Below are 19,951 nucleotides of genomic sequence, written 5' to 3' on the forward strand. Positions count from 1 at the left end.
CGCTCACCCGACATAGCAGGGCGCGCATTCACGCACCTCGACGATAGCGAAGCGCGCGGCGGGGCATTGTCCCGCGATCGCGATGGCTTCTTCGCGGCTGGCGCAGTCGATCAGGTAGAAACCACCGACCATCTCCTTGGACTCGGTAAAGGGGCCGTCCAATAGCGTCGGCCTGGTGCCGCGCTGCTGAATTCTCACGCCGTGCTTGTCCGGGCGCAGCGAGCGGCTGGCCAGCAGTTTCTCGCGGGCGGTGAGGTCCTCGCCGAAGCGGACCATCTCGTCATACAGCGCCCGGCCTTCGTCCTCGCTGCGAGATTCGCGGTCCTCACGCGCCTCGACGATCAGCAGTAGATATTCCATGGGTTTTCTCCATCGCGATGAATGATCAGTGCATTGAATGTAGGCCGATCATGTTGCCTTCGGTATCGATGATCAGGGCGATGTATCCGTAATCGCCGATAGAGAACTTGTCACGTTGTACTCGACCGCCGGCCTCGACAACCCTGGCGGCCTCGATGGCGCAATCTGAACCGCCCCGCGTATCGCGGAGGCCCGTTAGTTTAAGTCACGCTGCCATAGCGGCCTGACTGTTAAGTTGCCGATAGTAGTTTGCCTCAGCTTCTGCCGGCGGGATATACCCCAGTGGCTCCATCAGCCGTTGGTGGTTGAACCAAGATACCCATTCCAGCGTCGCCAGCTCAACGGATTCCATGGATTTCCAGGGGCCGCGCCGGTGGATCAATTCTGCTTTGTACAAGCCGTTGATGGTTTCAGCGAGGGCGTTATCGTAACTGTCGCCTTTGCTGCCTACCGATGGATCGATGCCTGCTTCGGCCAGGCGTTCCGTGTAACGGATCGACACATACTGTGATCCCCTGTCGGAGTGATGAATCAAGTCCTCTGACTTGTCGGGCTGACGGGCGTAGAGTGCCTGCTCCAGAGCATCGAGTACGAAATCCGTGTTCATCGTGCGACTGACGCGCCAACCCACAATATGGCGGGCGAAGACATCCACAACGAAAGCCACATACAACCAGCCTTGCCAAGTGGAAACGTAGGTAAAGTCCGATACCCAGAGCTGGTCCGGACGGTCGGCGACAAACTGCCGGTTGACCCGATCCAGCGGGCACGGCACTGACTGATCCGGGACGGTGGTACGCATCGTCTTGCCGCGACGGGCACCCTGAAGGCCCAGAAATCTCATGAGCCGTTCCACGGTACAGCGGGCCACAGGGATGGCTTCCCGGTTCATCTGCTTCCAGACTTTATCGGCACCATAGACCTTGAGGTTGTCATTCCAGACACGCTTGATATGCGGTATCAAAACCTCGTCGCGCTTGACCCGGTCACTGCGTCGTGCCGGATTGCGCTGCCGGGCCGCATGACGCCGGTAGGCCGACGGGGCAATCTGCAATACTTTGCAGATCGGCTCGACCCCGTAGGTATCCCGATGCTGATCAATGTAGGTGTTTACGACTTCAGCTTGCGGTCGAGCTCCGCCTGGGCGAAAAAAGCGCTGGCCGTGCGAAGGATGTCATTGGCGCGCCGCAATTCCTTATTCTCACGCTCCAGGTCCTTCATGCGTTGTGTCTCGGCGGTGGTTGTTCCAGGGCGCTCACCGATATCGATCTGGGCACGCTTGACCCATTCCAGCAACGTTTGTGGTACACAGCCAATCTTGGGGGCTATAGACTCCACAGCCGCCCACAGCGACGGGTACTCGTCACGATGCTCCTGCACTAGCCGGACAGCGCGCTCTTTAACCTCAGGGGAAAACTTGTTTGACTTGTTCATGGCTCCATTCTCTCAGATGCTGGAGCCTCCTCAAAACCCGGGGCGGTTCAATCCTCGCAGTCGAAATACACCAGCGTGCTATTGCCACCGGGCTCTATGCCCTCCATCTTCACTAGCGCACCGGCGGCGCCGGCGGATTGCGGGTCCATCGGAAATGCCCAGAGTTCAAGCTCGGGCAAGGGAGAGTCGAGACGTTCGAGGTTGCGCTCAAGCACGGTTTCATAAAAGCGTTTCGCCCGAGCCATGTCGGCTACATAGATTTCGAACCAGACCACAGGATTAGCCATTGGAACTTCCTCTAATCGGATGTAAGAACAGTCTAGGTCACGCGGTTACGATGGCGACTCGTTACGTGTTTCCAGTTTCTGGAAGCGGTCGATCGCTTGGGGCTCAACGAAATCCTCGAGTTCGAACAGGCGGCGCACCTCGATTTCCGCTTCGTCACCGTCAATCGTGGGATTCGGAAAGCGCCGCAACCATTCCGCCGCCTCTTCGCGGCTCCTGACCTGGATCAGCGTATAGCCGGTGATCAATTCCTTGGTTTCGGTAAAGGGCCCATCGATGATCACCGTGCGCTTGTCGCTGGCATAATGCACCTGCCAGCCACTCGAGCTGGGTTGCAGGCCGGAGTCATCGAACAGCATGCTGGCCTCGGAATCCTGGGTCGCTTTGACGGCGATCATGTAGCGCCTCCTCGAATCGGCCGACCGTTCAGCGATCGACCAGTATCTCGAATCCGCCATAGATCATACGCTTGCCATCGAAAGGCATGGGGTTCGTCTCGGGTTGAAGGCGGGGATCGGCCATGACCTTGTCCATACCCTGGTTCCGGACTTCACGGGAGGGCCAGGTGACCCATGAGAAAACAACGGTCTCATTCGGTTCGAGCTTCACCGCCATAGGAAAGGAAGTAACCTCGCCGTCGGGAACCTCATCTCCCCAGCATTCGATCACGTGCAAGGCGCCGTATTCCTTGAACACCTCGGCCGCCTTGTCGGCATGTTGTCTGAATGCCTCTTTATTTTCGTTGGGTACCGCGGCAACGAATCCATCGACGTAAGTCATCCTATTTCTCCTTCAATGGCTTGAGTGAATGACCGCAGCACGAGCCTTTTTCATCATTAGTCGCTTTATTTTCATACGACAGGTGGGTTGCGCGTGTCTGCATGTCTCTACGACGGATGACCCGGTCATGAATCGACAGGTGTTGATGCCAGAGACCTGACAGAGTCCCTAGACCCTCCGCGCGTTGAAAACGAGATAGCTCTGGCCGGCGCGCTTGGCGTGAGCTTCTCCGAGCTTTTCGATGATCCTGCGTGGCGCCTCCAGCAGGAACAAACTCGCCAGGAAGGAATGCGACAGGGTGTCTGGCTGGATAGTTCTGTAGACGATACTCGGGCTTCCGGAGGTAATACGGGAAGCCCCTAGGGTGACTCGCCGAAGCCGTCGGAGGACCCGGTGCGCTAGCTATACTCTGGTTATCCGCCCTGAGCCGAGCCTCGGGTTCCTGTCGGATCTCGATCGCCAGGTCCGGTCCCATGGGCGTCTTGTCAGGGTGGTTCCACCGGGACGTCGGGAGGCAGCATGCAAGCATTCAAGGTGGCCGTACTCTTGGGCGACCCTCGCCTTCCCTATGCCTATGCCATGGGAGGTGTCTTCGGCGACGAGGAGCTTCTCGCGGTCGAGCATCTGCGCGAGGCCCTGTCGCGCCTGCCGGGCTACCGCTTCAGCTTCCACGATGACCATTCGCGCTGGATCGACGATCTGCGGGCCGATCCGCCGGATCTGGCGCTGAACCTCTGCGACACGGGATTTCGCAACGACTGGGAGCTGGAGCGCGACGTGCCGGCGCTGATGGAGATCCTGGGTATCCCCTATACTGGCGCCGATCCCATGAGCATCAGCCTGACTACCGACAAGGCCCTGGTGCGGGCGCTAGCGGTAGGGCAGGGCATCCCCGTGCCCAACGAGACCTACGTGGACCTGGCCGCGACGCCGCTGACCCTACCGACCATCTACCCCTGCCTGATCAAGCCCAACAGCAGCGGCGGCAGCTTCGGCATTACCCAAGACTGCGTGGTCCGCGACGCCGCCGAGGCGGAGGCCTACCTGCGCTGGCTAGCCGAGCAGCCGGGCGTGGTCGATGCGCTCATTCAGGATTTTCTGACCGGGCCGGAATATACCCTGGGCCTGGTAGGTAACATTGCCTCCGGCCTGACGGTACTACCGCCGTTGGAGATCGACTACTCCGCCCTGGATCCCGACCTGCCGCCGATTCTCACCCACGGCTCCAAGGCGGACCCCGACTCGCCTTACTGGGACAAGCTCGGCTTCCGCCGAGCCGAGATCGACGAGGTGACCCGCAGCCAGCTGGTCGAGCACGCCGTCCGGCTGTTCCGGCGCCTGGGGCTGCGCGACTACGCCCGCATCGACTTCCGTGCCGGTGAAGACGGACAGCCACGACTGCTCGATGTCAACACCAACCCGACCTGGTACTGGGACGGCAAGCTGGCGCTGATGGCCGAGTGGGCGGGCCATTCCTATCATGAACTGTTGTGCCTGATCCTCGAGGCGGCGATCTCCCGCCAAGGCCTGGGCGGCCCCGGCTGAGAGACGTCACAGCAGCCGGCGCGCCACCTCCTCGTCCCAGTCCCGGCGGGCGAAGAGCGCCTCGCCCTCGTAGGCTTTCAGCACGCCGCGAATGCGGAATCGCTGGGGTGTGGTAGTCAGGGTGGTGCGGCATTCCAGGCGGGTGGACCAGGTCCCGCGCCGGTGGATGGTGGTCTGTTCCACCGTCGCCTCGGCCGTCTCGGGCTTGTAGTCATGAATACGGTAGGTCTTGGCCAGGGTGTAGCCGACCGTGAGGTCGATGTCCTCGAGCCAGGCCAGGGCGGCACCGCCGAAGTCCCCGCCGGTGGTGACAATGCGATAGACCGACATGCCGCTGGTCAGGTCGCGTTCCACCCGACGCCGGAAGGGCGCCACTTCGAGGGTCGTCATCTCCGGCATGGGGCCGCGTTCCGGTGGCTCGAAGGGCCGCAGGCCGGCGTCTTCCGGGCGTTCCGGCCGCACCGGCAGCGTCAGCCGGCTGATGCCGGTATGGAGAATCAGGTTGACCCGCGTCGGGGACGGCCAGATCACCGGCCAATAGCTCGTCGAGACGGCCAGCCGGAGGGTATGGCCGGCGGCGAAGGCGTAGGCGATATCGTTGAGGCGGATCCTGACCCGGTAGCGGCGTCCCGGCGTCAGGGGCTGGGGATATTCGCGACTGTCGCGCTGGGTGAGGTTGAGGATCCCGTAGCTGACCCGCGCCGAGGCGCCGTCCGGTGCGACGTCGTTGAGGCGCACGATGGCATACGCCACTGGCTGGTCGACCTCCAGATCGAGCGAGACCTCCGGGGCGCCGAGAATCTCCATTCGCTCCTTCAGGGGATCGGAGTCGAAGACCAGCGACTTGCCGTCATCCTCCCGCTGATCGATGGGGGCCTCGCCCTCGGCGCCGAACCCATACCAGTCACCGGCGCCCAGACCGGTGGTCTGGGGCGAGGCGATGCGCATGCGGTCCTCGCCATCGGGGGTCTCGCCCAGCGACAGCACATTCAGGAACCAGGTCCTGGGGCGGATGCGCGGCGAGGGCCAGCCGGTCTCCGCTACCCAGCGTCCGGGCCGCTCGGCATGCATCGGTGCGGGCGGCACGTATTCCTCCATCCATGCCCGCAGCAGGGGTTCGTCCATGATTCCGGTATCACGCCCCTTCAGCCAATGATCCCACCAGCGCAGCGCCTCCTGGAAGAAACCGATCGCGGGGCCGGGGAGGGCGGCATGGGGGAAGGCATGGGACCAGGGACCGATCAGTCCCTTGCGCGGCACCTTCAGCCCAGCCAGCAGACGCGGGATGGCGTTCACGTAGCCGTCGGCCCAGCCGCCGACGGCGAACACCGGACAGCGGATCGCCGCAAAATCCTCGCAGACGGAGCCGTGCCGCCAGTATTCATCGCGATGAGGGTGCTGCATCCACACCAGGGGATAGAAGGGAGCCTGCTCGATGCGCTGTCGCCATTGGCCACGCCAGGCCGCGCCGACGATGTCCGGATCCGGCGGTGTGGTGGCGCAGGACAGCAGCACCGAGCCCCAGCCGAGGTTCTCATTGAGCAGGCAGCCGCCCTGATAATGGACGTCGTCGGCATAGCGGTCGTCGGTGGAGCACATGGTGATGATCGCCTTCAGCGCGGCCGGGCGCAGGGCGGCGACCTGAAGCGCGTTGAAGCCGCCCCAGGAGATGCCCATCATGCCGACCTCGCCGCTGCACCAGGGCTGGTCGACCAGCCAGGCGATGGCCTCCACGGCATCGTCGAGCTCCTGGGGCAGATACTCGTCCAGCAACAGGCCCTCGGAGTCGCCGCTGCCGCGCAGGTCGAGGCGCACACAGGCGTAGCCGTGGCCGGCGAAATAACGGTGCAGCGGCTCGTCGCGCAGGCGGGTGAAGTCGCGCTTGCGATAGGGCATGTACTCCAGGATGGCCGGCACCGGATCATCGAGTGCATCGGCTGGCAGCCAGAGCTTGGCTGCCAGCCGGGCGCCGTCCGGCATGGGAATCCAGACGTTCTCCAGGACCCGGACCTCCCGGGGAAAATCCTCGACGACCTTCATGACATGACCCTCCGGGGCAAGCCTGCGCAGCGGTGCTTACTAAAGCATATACGAGGCTAGGGCTGGGTGGCGCCGACAGGCTATGGTGTGGGCAACTTGGTGGAATATTCCGGCTAACCCTTGCTGCAAACCCTGGGGCGCCGGTCGGTGGAGAATGGCCGGCGGCGCCGGTATATGCTAAAGGGATGGGGTGGTACTTGCCAATGCCCGATAGTGGCAGCACGTGTCGTGAGAGAAGCGAGGATGGCGGAAGAGCAGCAGCCTGGCGTAACGGTCATCGAGAATGCCTGGATCTCCATGGCCGACGGCGCCCGGCTGGCGGCGCGGGTCTGGATGCCGGCGGGCGCGGAAGCATCACCGGTCCCGGCGATCCTCGAGTATATTCCCTACCGCAAGCGGGACGTCCGGGCGATCCGTGACAGCCAGGTCCATGGTCACTTTGCCCGGCACGGCTATGTCGGGGTACGGGTGGACCTGCGGGGCAGCGGTGACTCGGACGGCGTGCTCCATGACGAGTACCTGCCTCAGGAACTGGAGGACGGCGTCGAGGTGATCCGCTGGATCGCCGCCCAGCCCTGGTGCAATGGCCGAGTGGGGATGATGGGCATCTCCTGGGGCGGCTTCAACGCGCTCCAGGTCGCCGCTCTGCAGCCTCCCGAACTGCAGGCCGTGATCACCGTCTGCTCCTCGGATGATCGCTACTCGGACGATGTCCATTACATGGGGGGCTGCCTGCTCACCGACAACCTGTCCTGGGCCTCGGTGATGCTGTCCTACAACGCCTGCCCACCGGACCCATTTATCGTCGGCGAGCGTTGGCGCGAGCTGTGGTTCCAGCGACTCGAGCACAGCGGGCTCTGGCTGAAGACCTGGCTGGACCACCAGTGGCGGGACGATTATTGGCGTCACGCCTCGGTCTGCGAGGATTTTGCGGCGATCCGCTGTCCGGTGTTCGCGGTCAGCGGCTGGGCGGATGGCTACTGCAACACGGTATTCCGGCTGATCCATCACCTCCGGGTCCCGCGCAAGGGGCTGGTCGGACCCTGGGGCCACAAGTATCCTCATCTGGGTGGGCCGGGGCCCTCCATCGATTTCCTCGGCGAGTGCCTGCGCTGGTGGGATCGCTGGCTCAAGGATCGCGACAACGGCGTGGATCGGGAGCCCCTGCTAAGGGCCTGGATGCAGGACAGCGTCTCGCCGATCAGCGACGATCGCCCCGGACGCTGGGTCGTCGAGACCCAGTGGCCGAGTCGGCGGCTGCGGCCTCATGTCTATGCGTTGTGCCGGGAAGGGTTGATCGCCGGAGAGCCAGTGGAAGGCAGCCCCCTCCCGATTCGCAGTCCCTTGAGCGTGGGGCTGTTCGCCGGCAAATGGTGCAGCTATGCGGAGAGCACCGACCTGCCCACCGATCAGCGCCTGGAGGACGGCGGCTCGCTGTGCTTCGACACGGCGCCCCTTGTCTCGGATATCGAGATCCTCGGCCAGCCCCTGGTGGAGCTCGAGCTGTCGGCGGATCAGCCCCAGGCGATGGTCGCCGTACGGCTCTCCGACATCGGCCCCGATGGCACCGTCACCCTGGTGACCTACGGGCTGCTCAACCTCAGCCATCGCCATGGCCACGACTGCCCCGAGCCGCTCCGACCCGGCGAGACCTGCCGAGTGACGGTGCGGCTGAACCATGTCGCCCAGTGCTTCCCCGCAGGCAACCGCATCCGCGTGGCGATCTCCTCCTCATACTGGCCGCTGGCCTGGCCATCGCCGTCTCCGGTGACCCTGAGGCTCTATCCTCGGGGCTGTCGCTTGATCCTGCCACAGCGCCCCCGCCGGGCAGCGGATGGGGCGCTGCCCGACCTCGGCGAGCCTCGCATGGCGCCGAGGCCGGCCACCACTCTGCTGGTGCCGGCCCACCGGGAGTGGACGGTGCTGTTCAACCTGGCCACCAACGAAGCCACGCTCCGCGTCATCGACAACGATGGCAGTTGGCGTCTCGACGACCTGGATCTGACCCTCGGCTATGACGTGACCGAAGGCTACACTCAGGCCAACGATGACTACGCCACCGTAAGCGGCGAGGTCATCAACCGGCGATGGTTCGAGCGCGGCGACTGGCGCGTCGATATCGCCACCCGCACGGTGATGACCAGCACGGCGACCCACTTTCATCTCAACGCCGCCCTGGATGCCTATGAAGGTGGCGAGGGGGTCTTCTCCCGTACCTGGAACGAGAGCATTCCCCGTAACCAACTGTGAGGCTCGCAGGTCATGGCCTCCATGGCCGGATGTGGAGGTTTGTGCCGTCAAGCGAGATCTTATATCACCGATGTGCTGTCGTTGCGCTCCGTCGCATTGGCGTCTCCCGGTCGCTGCTTCGTCAAAGGAGACGGCATGCCCAGTAGGTGCCAGGCCAGCAGGTTGCCGTGGGGACGCGGATGACACGGCAACGCGGTCGGGCCAGGCGCGGGGAGAGCGCTGCCAAGCCAGTATCCCCTATGGCCACTGGAAGACAACGACCTTTGTCGGTGGTCTACGGTTGACTGGCATGACCGCGCCGCTGGTCTGGGTGCCTCCATTACTTCAAGGCTGCCGGTTATATAAACTGGCTAATGTGAAAAATGCTCTAGCTTTCCTCACGTACACGTACACGTGCAGATAAGCACTACATCCTCCAGTGCCCCTTGAGACAGCCGCGTACGGGCGCCGCCTCCGGGGGCGAGCCATGCCGACATCGTCCAGTCGCCCGGAGCACTTCCGGCAGGAACGTCCGCACGCAGGAGTCCATTCCAGCTCGTAAGCGCGATCGGCGCAGCGCCCGGTGTCGCGACAGCGCCCGGCTCCAGCGTAACCTTCAGCGTCCCCTCGTTATGCGTTGCCGCGAACTCCGGCCGTACCTTGACGAACACGGTGATCGTCTCAATGCTAATCTTGCGTGCCTGGAACGCGAACGGGAACCGGTCCTTCGCCAGCGACATCGTCAGCGACTGGTCCTCCGGTCCCACCGGAGGCGCATCGAGGAACCGATACCAGTCGGATGCGAATTCCTGCCGCAAGCTGAACAGTCGCATCACCGGCTCGCCATCGAGGTCTTTGATCGCATCCTTTAGCGACTTGATCGCCGCCTGATTCAACAGCGCACCACCTTCGCGCGACGTGTACTTCAAGTGCAGCACCACGTCGGCGATGGTGTCGTAGTCGAACTGCCGGAACTCGTTCTGCAGCACGATGCGCCAAGTCGAGATCGCGCCACCGCCTTCGAACGGCAGGAAACGCTCGTCGCGGAAGTTGAGCTCGAAGGTTCCGGTATCGTTCTGCGCCTGATTTGTCGCGATCGATTGCGTCGGGAGCACGTCGAGAATGAAGCGCGGATCCTGGTCGTCGGTCCTGCGATAGCCGCCGGAGACCAGCGGACTCTTCCGAATCTCGCTGCGCAACAGCGTCAATGTGCAATTGACGCCGTTGTAAGGGCCAACGACGCACGGAATGGTCAGCGCCACGCTCTTCAACCGGCGCATGTAGTGTCCGGGGAAGTCGAGGTCGAACAGCGTCTCCGGCAGGCTCACTTCGCATTGCCCCGTCTGCCGCAGGCGAATCAACGCCGCCGGATCGACCGTCGCCAGCGACACGTGACGCGTCAGCTCGTATTCGCGCCGGTTCAGCTCCATGTAGCTGTGCTCCATCTGCTTCAATTGCAGATAGAGTCGCTCGCCGCTCAATAGCCCCTTGCGCAGGCTGTCCCACGAGCCGAACTGAACGAACGTGTTGTCGCTGCCGGTGGCGAAGCGATAGCAGCCCTGCGCCTGCTTCGACCATTGATACGCGATCTGGTAGCACTGCAGGTGCAGCGTCGCCAGCTCGTTCTGCATCCAGAAGTACAGCTCCTCCTGCGTGAACTTACGCTCGGTCAGGAACTCGCGCATCTCCTCGTTCTGGTCGATCTGCTTGTCGTGCGCATCGAGATCGCGTTCGGCGATCGCGATGCGGATGTCGGCAGCCGCGATCTGCTTGTCGATCTGCTCGATGTCGCGCGCAGCGACGTTACTCTCCAGCACCCACGTCTGATCGCGACGGCGGAACGACGCCTCGACCGCGGCGTTGTTTCCTTCATACGTTGCGGTCGCTGCATTGTTGCCGTGCGAATGGCCCATCGCGGTCAGCGCCGCGCCAATGTTCGATCCGCCGTACGTCGTGCTGCAGCTCGGGGTGCCGATCGAGAAGTCGGGGATGGCGTAATGCATCGCATTAGCCATGATGTCCCACGTCGCTGCCTGCTCCTGCCATTCGTTCGCCGAGCGCATTTGTTCCTGTTGATGGACCTCTTCGGGCAGCCGGTTGTCGCCGGCGCGATCGCTGACGATCGGCGCCTTCGAGCCCGGCGCGAAATCCGCATCAGCCTTATAGCCCAACAACCCCTGACAATGCATGAAGCGCTGCGCAGCAACGGCACGCGACTTGTTCAACGCGTCGCGGTTCGCCTGTGCCTCGTTCAACTGTGCCGCTTTTACCTTGCGCACCATATCGAGCATCGCGTGCTCGTGCGTCGTGCGCAGTTGCGCGAGCGTTTCGGCATCGCGTTTTTCCATTGCCGCAAGCAGCGCAGCGCCGAACGAGCGGACCTCCGAGCACATCTCGAGTGCCTTCTGCAGCATGTGCTCGAAGCGATAGCGCGGCAGTGGCGTGTAGAGGTCGTTGAGCACGCTGTTGAGATCCACGCCTTTCGCCGCGGCCTCGACCAGCAGCGCCGGATCGATCGGCGGATCGAACAGCGGCAGCTGGCGCACGACGCCTTCGATGTTCATGCAGTGGCGGATCTTGAATAGCCGATCTTCGATCCGATCCCAATAGCCGAGCAACTGGTCGTTGGGCGGCAGACAGAAGAACAGCGCCGTGGTTGTGAGGCCAGAAGCCGCACCGCCGGGCGGCGTCATCGGCACGTCGCTGGTTGCAAACGGGAACAGCGTTTCCGCTGCGACGTGCGCGTTCGACAGCGCGTCGAGCGAGGGACGGAGCTGCGCGAAGGTCTTCCGCGTTTCCTCGGTCTTCGCTGGTATCTTCTGCGGCCGCGGTCCCAACAGCGATGACGCGATCACGTAGAGATGCGTCGCTTCGTTGATCGACTCCAGCGTGTCTTGACTGAACAGGTAGTCGCCCCACGAGATGAGGTTGTCGACGTATCCCATTACCACGTTCTTCATGTACGCGCCGTGACGCAATCGCGCGATCCGGTGCGGGTTGAACGGGTCGTGCGCCCACTCGTCTACCTGGTTCTCGAGATCGTGCTTGCGCTTCAGCATCCCCGCGTCGGTGCCCTGATAGCCGAGCAGCTCGAGCATCTCGATCAGGCGCTCGGGTTCCGTCGTCTTGAATGGCAGGAACTTCCAGAATTTGGCTGGCGAAACTTCAGCACTGTTGTCGAGCGGATTGAAAATGAAGTGATACCAGCGCTGCGCCTCGGCGAAGCGCTGGTTCTTGCTCAAGCGTTGCGCGATCAACAGTGGCGCATGGAAGAACAATTCCCAGTTGTAAAGCGAATACGCACCGTTCTGAAAATCCACATCTTCGAGCGGGTACGGCAACGCCACCGCCAAGGTCGGCGCGTACTCGGTGCGAAAGCGCATCTTCAGTCCAGTCATCAGCGAGAAGCTGTCGTTGGTGAGCCGCTGCGTATCGGTCGCGAGCAGCGTGGCGATGCCGTCGCGATTGAGGCGACGGATGAACTCGCAGACGTGCGGATGCCAATGCGCAAGAAACTGATATCGCAATTCGCGAAAGCTGGCGTAAGTGGGACTGGCGGTTACTCCGGACAACAGCGGCGTGGCGATCACACTGGCCCCCGGCAGCGTGCCGGACATCGTCGTCATCGTGCCGGGAACGTCGACGTGAGCCGCAACGGTCGACACCGCCGCCTTATTGAGCGCGACCGCCGACGTCACGACCCAGGGGTTGACCTTTATCTGTGCTTGCGACGCTGCGAGTGCATAGGGTCGACCGAGATCGAGCTTCGGATCGAACTTGCGTTGCAGCGGCGGAAGCTCCGGCAGGGACGGCTCCAGCGGCACGAACGGAGTTTCACCGAACTTGCGCGGCGGCGCCTGCGTGGGCACGACGAGAAAGACACGCCGCGAGTCCTGAAAGAAGAAGGGTGTGCTGTCGTTGAAGTCTTGGTCTGGATGGGAGTCCAGTACCAGGTAGCGGCTCGGCAGCTTGTTGAGGATCACCGGCGACGGATCGAGCTCGAAGCGTTTCTGCGATGTGTCCGCAAGCAGCCAGTTGAAGAAATTGCTGCTACCTTTCGGACGCGCCAGCGATTTGTACGAATACGCATGGTTTCCCGGCAAACTGATCACCTTGTTGCGACATCCATCGACTGAGAAGCGCCCAATCCACCGATAGCGGGTGACGTTACGCGACGAGTCTTCGCTTTCCTCGTCGCGCTTCTGCCGTGCATCGCGCCTGCCGCCTTGGACGACGACGGTATCGACGACACGCTTGCTACTCTTCTTGCCCATCGTAGTCCCGGTGTAGCGCTGATAGGCATCGATGCGGAGCTGATCCGAACCCGGCGAGATGGAGAACAGATGGCCGGCCGGAGGCGGTAGAAACTGGTGCATCTCGAACGAGCTCTCGCTGATATCGACCTCGGCGTAGTCCATCGCGGTCTCGAGGTGCACCCCATCGAGCTCGCCGCCGGAGATCGTCATCGGGAAGACCGTCGGCAGCGTGTAGCTGTCCGTGTCCGTCCAGAAGCCGTAATCCGTCGTCGTCGTATAAGTGATCGTCCCCTCGGTCGGCGCGAAGTGATCGTGCGAACGCGCGACGCTCGTGCTCCATTCGTCGTCGGGGATCCCGACCAGCGCCGCGTCGCTATGCTCGCGCGGCAACCACTTGCCCTGGAAGAACTCGCTCCAGGAGAGGCGGATCTCCCACTGTTCGACCGGTCCGAATCCCTGCGGAAGGTTCGCGTTGCGGGCGGTGTCCGGCTTCTTGCGGAACGTTGGCCAGAACGCGTAGAGCCGGCGGTTCCAGATGACCGGCAGCAAATGCACTCCGCTCAGCTCACCGTTAGCGCCGTCGTCTACGCCTTCGATATCGAGCGGAACCTTCTGCCATGCGCTCCACGTCCCGACATCCCAGGTGTCGCCGCGCTTGCGCGTCAGCGTCCGATGGAAGTACACGTGCGGTGTGTTGCGCGTCCGACCGAACACGTGCAGCGCGTAAGCCGACGGGGCCTCGCGCACGCCGCAGATCTCCAGGCGCGCGACGTCGTCGAGCTTCTGCAGATAGCCGAGCAGCGCCTTCTCGACGTACGGATCGGTGAGATCGCTCTGCAGCAGCTCGGATTCCAGCTCGCGGAAGAACGGCGTGCGATCGTCGCGTAGCTCGGATTTTAGCCAGTTCTCCGGATAGCGGAACACCTTCTGGTTGGCCTCCCATAACACCTCGCGCTGCATCCAGCGCCAGCGCGGCGCGTCGATCTGTGCCGGGACCACCGTGTACGATGCCAACGGACCGTGATCCTCGAGTCCCATCAGGCAGCGATGGATGAACAGCTGAACCGATGAGATCGCCTGCTTGATCCGCGATGTCTCGGTGCAGCTCGTGGTGTCCACGTCTACGAGGAAGAACTCGAACAACTTGCCGGAGTCGGCGATGTTGCGTTCGATGATCGACGGCATCGCCAGGATGTATCCGAGCAGCGCGGCCTTGCGAGAGTCGCGCAACGCATCGCTGAGCGGCTTCGCGACCTCGATCCAGCTTTTGTCGTCGTGCTTGGCGCGCGCGATGTTGCGCATGTCCTGAGCAAGCTGGATGGCGCGCGGCGCATCCTTGATGGTGAACGCCCAATAGGCCACCGATGGTACGACCGATGTGTCTTCGAAGCGGATGCGCGCCCATTGTAAGGCCCGATCGGCGGTGATCCCGAGCCGCTGCATCAGGCTGAAGCATGCCGGCAAGCGACGCAGTCGCTGCTCGCTCGTGAAATCGGCCGGCGCGAACGCGAAGCCGTCAGCGCCCGTGAGTTGCTCGATTTCGCTCGCCCCCCACCCGGTAGCGTCGGCGAGTCGTCGGCGCGCTTCTTCCGGCGTCGGCGCTGCGAACACATCGATGAGGTCGGTCTCGCCGTCAGGGACGACATTGCGCAAGGTCGCGTAATCGACGAGCCGGACCCAATTCCGGAACTGCGTTGGAACGTAGTGTGTCGCGCCATTCAACGGCAGCTTCCCGAAATCAAGCAGCTTCGCCGTGGCGAAATGAACGATCTCCTTCGCATCAAGGCGTAACATGGATGCTATCAGCGCCGCCTTGGTCAACCGCGTCGCGGCCTGGTCGGTGAACAGTGCAGCGACCGGGATCACTACCGTATTCAACGAAGCGCTGCTCCACGTCAGCTGTACCTTCGATGACATGCTTTTCTTGTAATACTCGAGCCGCAGCGAAATCAGCACGCCGGCCTCGAGCTTCAGTTTGCCGATGCGTGTCGTGGATGGCTGGTCTTTCCAGTCGTCGATCACGAGATGTCCGCCGACCCAAAGCCGCGCGCCATCGGCGCATTCGATACTGAGCGTGTATTCCTCGCTCCGCTCGGCGATAATCAAACCGCTCCAGCGAACACTGTAGTCGCCGGCCGGGATCTTTACGGGATCCGGCGTAGCCGCGGTCCAGTCAAAGTCGACCATCGCGTCGGTGCGCACGAACACAGCATCGCCGTCGAGCGTCGCGTTCGTGAAATACGCAGCGCTCAAGCCGTCGCCCGTGAGATCAAGAAAGTCGGCGATTGCCGGCTCACCCGGATCGCGAATCGACTGCATCACGTTCGGATTTCTCAACAGCGCCGCTGCGACCCGGGTGTCGATGCCGAACGCATCGGAGGCGCCCTGCATCACCAGCGCTGTCTTTAGCCTCTCGCGCGTTCGCGGCACCAGGGCGTCGAGCAGGAACGCGAACTTGCTGCCGATCTCGGTATCGACGACCGAAGGGACCGCTGGAAGATTTCCCGATGGGTCGCGCGGAACGACGGTACCAGTACTGTCCAGCATTACCGGCCGCAGCGACGAATCGAGCGATGGACGATCGAGTAGCTTCGCAGTTGCCGTGGGCGCAGCAAAGAAAGCCGTGAGATGATCGTTGAAGAACGTCCGCGGCAGGTTGAACAAATCGCCAACGGCCGTGACGTAGGATGGCTGCACCGCAGCGGGTAGTGTGGTGGCGGCGCCCGCGAGCGACGCCTTTTCCGCCGGCGTCATCACGCCCTGAAATGTCAGCATTCCCGCGCCGGCCTCGTACGCGACTTTTTGTCGAACATCGACGGGGAACGTGAACGCCACCGGCAAGCCCACAAGCTTCACCCCATAGCGTACGCTGCCGTCGATCATCCGCATCGCCTCATCGACGACGCGCGGATCGCTTTCGACGATCGATAGTTCGCTGCGCGCTAGCTCACCGGCGGGATCGGGCTGCATGCGATGCTCGGCCTCGATCTTTGCGAGACCCCTGTGCAGCGCGTCGAGGAATTGCACCGTCGCCGCGGTCGGCTGCTCCGGTTGCGACGGCGGCGTGGAGTGATGGCGGAAGATGAAGTCGAGCAGCGCCGGGTTGTAATGATCGGCTTGCAACTTGCGCACCAGTTCAATGAAGTCAAAGGTGGTGCGCGGCGGGTTCGGGCCGGGTGCAAAAGGATCGGTTCCCGACAGCGTCTTCAGCGTCAGCAGGGCGGGAATCGGAATCGAGAGCGACTTCGCTAACAGTACGTATCGGTACAGTAGCGAGAGGCTTGAGAGATTGAGCGTCTCGCCGACGTTGAGCGTCGAAAGCAGCAGGTCGAGATCGGAGCCACGGATACGGAATGCGGAAAGGATTGATGGTACGTGATCGGCAATTCTCGGCGGAGTCAATGGATTATCGGTAACCGCCTTCAGCTCGCTGAGCGTCTCGTCGAGTACGAAGATCGGTTCGATGCGCAATGCCGCCTTATTGCGGAACAGCCGGTCGTAGACCGACGGATCGCCGCGCGTATCGAGTTCGCCCCAGAAGCACAGGGACGCTTCCGGCTCGATCTCCAGCTTGCGCTGCACGCGGACGACATCGGCGAGGCGCACGATGAAATCGAACGCACTGCTGTACAGCACCGCATACGCACGATCGAGCACCGGCAGCGGCCACTGCAGACGGCGCCATAGGCGAATGAACGAATTCAATCGCAGCAGCTCCGCGCGCTTAAGCAGCGAGCCATCCAAATGGCGGAGCGTCGTCGCTTCCAGGTTGCAATCGGCACCGGCTGGCACGCCGATCACGACGACGTCGCGATGGCTTTCGGCCCAGCGCTTGAACCAGTCCTCGGTCATCCACGCCGTGGCGAGCTTCGCGGTTTGCGTCGCGTCCAACGCGGGAAAGCCCGCCTTGATCCATGCCGACAATTCATCAAGCGAAAAACCGATCCGCTTCAGCAAGTCGAAATCGAATGCCGTGCCGTTGAGGAATCGCGTCCTGACCAACTCGATGAGTTCCGGATACGTGAGCCCGGTCCTCTCAAGGAATATTGGCACGTACGACATCAGCGGCGAGAGTGGCGTATCCGACGTCGTATCGAATTTGAACCATACGCCGCCGTCGGCCTCGCCCGTAGGAGTGTCGCCGGCCGCGACCTGGAACGCGCTGAGCGCGGTTTGTGTCTTCACATCGAACACGCCGTTGACTAGCAGGGGCGGCGTCGCACCGGCGAGATTCAGATAGTGCTGCAGTGCCTTGACCGCGAGCTTGCGCGGATCGTTGAGTCGCAGCCGTGGCATTGCTGCGTGCGGCGGAAAGTCAGCACCCAAGTCATTCGCTTCGGAGAAGCCGTAGGCCTCTCCGAGCGTGGCGGCAATCGTCGATGACTGCCCCGAAAACTGCGAGACGGTGACGATCTCGAAATCCTGCGGTGAAAGGCGGAGCGTCTCCGTCGAGGTCGCCATCAGCGTGTCGAGCTCTTCGTCGAGCGCGAACGTGCGAAGAATCTCCTCGCGGCTGGTCCCCATATGCTCCAGATAGATCCGCGAAGTGATGAGCTCGGTGTTGAATGGAAGCGTCAGCGGATAGACTGTCTTGCGCAATTCATCCGATGCCTTGGCTGATGACTGATCGGAGTCCAGCGTGAGATACACTGGATTGGCGCCAAGTTCCTCAGCCGTCGGATGCGGCAGCTCGTCGTTCGGAGGATCGGGCGGGCGGTTGAATGCAAATGGCTGGTTGTGCGCGATGTAGCTTTCCAGAATCTCGTCAACAAGATCAATGTACGGAATGCGCGTATTGGTGTTGTCGCATGTCAGCTGGATCTGCGCGATATCCGGTCGACGTCCCGTTAGACCCTTGCGCTCGTTGCCGATCAATACGTCGAGCGGATTGGGCTTTACGGAACCCTTCGGTGTATCTAGGAACGCGAGAAGGTCAACCAGATACGCGGCCGGACTATACATTGAGCGGCAGTGCTCGCAGGCGCAGAGGTCGAGGCTGCCGAATAGATCAGTGTAGATCGGGTTATCCTTGATTTTCTGCTCGATCCCGATCGAAGCATGCATCACTTTTGGCAGCGGGCCCTGTGAATACTGCATCAGGTCGCCAAGTATGGCGGTGACGGTCGAATGAACCTTCAGCGCTCGGGCATAGATCGCATCGGCGGTTTCGGCGCCACCGAGTTTCTCTGCATACAGCTCGCGGAACATTGCCTGCGAGGTGCGCGTGACGACCTTGTATGCAGAATCGAGGTCGAGCTCGAGCAGCGATTGCATCTGCGGTAGTCCGGTGCTCAACTGAAACGTCCGTTGCAGCCGCTTCAGCTGGCTCGATAGCCGATCTTGCTGCTGCAGCGACAGTCCTTCGTAGACCCGCTCGCCGTTCTCGCGCAGGTAGTGCGTTACCGAGGTCGTGCGCAAGTCGAAAGTCGCCTGTTCGCGATCGAAGAAGCGACGCAACAGGTCCGATGACTGGCGCAGTGGCGTGTCACGCGTCTGCAACGCGATCCGCGCGACGTAGCGATTCGGATACGCCGATTGCAATGTGCGCAGGATCCCATTCGCGACGCGCTGCTGCTGATCGGCAGCGCCTTCTCCGGGCGAATCCTCCGGAACCCCCGCCGCGTGCACCAGCCGCAGCCATTCGTCGCCATCGATAGCGGTCAGGTCTTCCAGCTTCGCTGGCGAATGCTCGCGCATGATCCGTTCGACGAGCGGAAGATTGAATGATGTGATCTCGGCCAGTTGCAGCGCCGTCTGGACTTGCAGGACTTCCGATGGTTTCCATTCGAATGCCTCCGAAACGGCCTTCTGCCAGAAGTCGTCGATGGACCCGTCGTGTGAGTGATAGAGATCGAGGAACTTGCGCCGTGCGTCACTCAATTCGAGCGGTGCAACGCCGACCAGAAAGGCGCTCAGGCTCGCGCGGCCGGGTCCCATCGGACGGTCAGCTTGATCAACGCGCGCGCGCCTTAGTTGCTTGATCGTGCCGTCGAAGTCGCGCAACAAGCATGACGGAATGAAATTCAAAGCCAGCGATTCCTCGAGCTTGCGACGCCAAATTGCCTCACCGGCTTCGAGCAGCGCCGGCAGATCGTGCGACAGCCCTGGAAGACTCGCAGGAGGACCGTCGCGCAACAGTCCGTAGAAAATTTCGTGCCGGATGTTGGCGTGATCCGTGAGATTCCAGGCGCCGACATATTCTTCGATGCGCTCGCGTGGCAGGTCGCTCTCGCGCGCGACGAACGTGAAGTCGCGGAACTTGGCTTCGTCGAGCGCAGTGGGTGGACGATCACCTAGCAGCGGCGTGATCGCGTCGCGCAGTCGTTCATACTCGCTTGGCGTGCCGTCGGACGCATTGCCGACGATGATCTTAAGTTCCTCGACCGGGCGCGCCGGTATGCCGAGTTGCAGTTGTTCGGCGGTGAGCGGTGTGTTCTCTTTTGTGTCGTTAGCCGATGGCAACGGGTCGTCTGCGCTCAACGGTGACAAGCGTCGCGGACGTTCATCGCGCGGAGGCCATGTGTCCGGCTGTAGCCGGTATACGCGGTAATTGGAGATCGGTGCGTCGTCGTGTTGCAGCGTCAGCATCACGTCGGCGATGCTCTTGTCTCCGCGCGTGAACTGGTCCGCGGTGTACAGGGTTTCGAATCGGCCAGTGCTATCCGTCAATTGACCATCGCGATCGCCCAGCGACTCGCGCAGATCGTTGACGTCGCGATCTTCGGCTCGCACGCGTACTTCCGGAAGCGGCCCTTCTATGCCTAGCAACCAGCCGCGCAAAATGAACTGTTTTGATCGTGCCGCGTACTCCTCCAGAGTGTTCAGAGTCTGTACGTCGGGCTGACCGCTTGCTTCACCCTCGCGCTGAAGGCTCGCTTCGCGCTGGAACTTGGCGAGCGCAGCGCGCGTCGCGTCGTCGAGCTCGCCGTCCGTATAGTCTGCATCTAGGAGCCCGACACGCCGCAGCGCATCCTGCATTTGTCTTATTGTCGTGATTGTCATCAGTGACCCCAGTCAGAGCT

General features: G+C 62.3%; 9 protein-coding genes, 1 pseudogene and 1 other annotated feature. Of the genes and pseudogenes, 3 read left to right on the forward strand and 7 right to left on the reverse strand.

Translation table 11 applies throughout. The features are described 5' to 3' along the window. Positions 1–3 precede the first annotated feature (3 nt). The 5 genes from FGL86_RS11555 to FGL86_RS11585 form a co-directional block, all read right to left on the reverse strand. A complete protein-coding gene (locus FGL86_RS11555) occupies positions 4–360 on the reverse strand; it encodes a YciI family protein (protein ID WP_147184691.1) in 357 nt (118 codons plus the stop codon). Positions 361–565: 205 nt separating this feature from the next. Then, a protein-coding gene (locus FGL86_RS11565; RefSeq protein ID WP_425468285.1) for an IS3 family transposase occupies positions 566–1,794 on the reverse strand; the annotation gives its coding sequence in 2 pieces (ribosomal slippage) (positions 566–1,515 and positions 1,515–1,794; 1,230 coding nt in all). After that, positions 1,400–1,516, reverse strand: a sequence feature (AL1L pseudoknot). It overlaps the preceding gene by 117 nt. 47 nt (positions 1,795–1,841) lie before the next feature. Beyond that, a complete protein-coding gene (locus FGL86_RS11575) occupies positions 1,842–2,081 on the reverse strand; it encodes a VOC family protein (RefSeq protein ID WP_147184692.1) in 240 nt (79 codons plus the stop codon). 45 nt (positions 2,082–2,126) lie between these two features. Continuing rightward, positions 2,127–2,477: a YciI family protein gene (locus FGL86_RS11580; protein ID WP_222433752.1), complete on the reverse strand. Its 351-nt coding sequence runs from the start codon at positions 2,475–2,477 to the stop codon at positions 2,127–2,129. 28 nt (positions 2,478–2,505) lie between these two features. Further along, positions 2,506–2,859, reverse strand: a complete 354-nt coding sequence (locus tag FGL86_RS11585) for a DUF1428 domain-containing protein (protein WP_147184694.1) — start codon at positions 2,857–2,859, stop codon at positions 2,506–2,508. Positions 2,860–3,378: 519 nt separating this feature from the next. Between FGL86_RS11585 and FGL86_RS11590 the strand changes: the two genes are divergently transcribed. Then, positions 3,379–4,404, forward strand: a complete 1,026-nt coding sequence (locus FGL86_RS11590; RefSeq protein ID WP_147184695.1) for a D-alanine--D-alanine ligase family protein — start codon at positions 3,379–3,381, stop codon at positions 4,402–4,404. 6 nt (positions 4,405–4,410) lie between these two features. Here FGL86_RS11590 and FGL86_RS11595 read toward each other — a convergent pair whose 3' ends face one another. After that, a complete protein-coding gene (locus FGL86_RS11595) occupies positions 4,411–6,444 on the reverse strand; it encodes a CocE/NonD family hydrolase (protein WP_147184696.1) in 2,034 nt (677 codons plus the stop codon). 243 nt (positions 6,445–6,687) lie between these two features. Between FGL86_RS11595 and FGL86_RS11600 the strand changes: the two genes are divergently transcribed. After that, a complete protein-coding gene (locus FGL86_RS11600; protein ID WP_147184697.1) occupies positions 6,688–8,694 on the forward strand; it encodes a CocE/NonD family hydrolase in 2,007 nt (668 codons plus the stop codon). 173 nt (positions 8,695–8,867) lie between these two features. After that, positions 8,868–9,004 (forward strand): annotated as a pseudogene (locus FGL86_RS18185) (IS630 family transposase); the annotation flags it as partial. A 67-nt stretch (positions 9,005–9,071) separates the two neighbouring features. Here FGL86_RS18185 and FGL86_RS11610 read toward each other — a convergent pair. Next, a complete protein-coding gene (locus tag FGL86_RS11610) occupies positions 9,072–19,907 on the reverse strand; it encodes a Tc toxin subunit A-related protein (protein ID WP_186764389.1) in 10,836 nt (3,611 codons plus the stop codon). Between the last annotated feature and the right edge of the window lie 44 nt (positions 19,908–19,951).

The organism is Pistricoccus aurantiacus (assembly GCF_007954585.1).
GTDB lineage: Bacteria > Pseudomonadota > Gammaproteobacteria > Pseudomonadales > Halomonadaceae > Pistricoccus > Pistricoccus aurantiacus.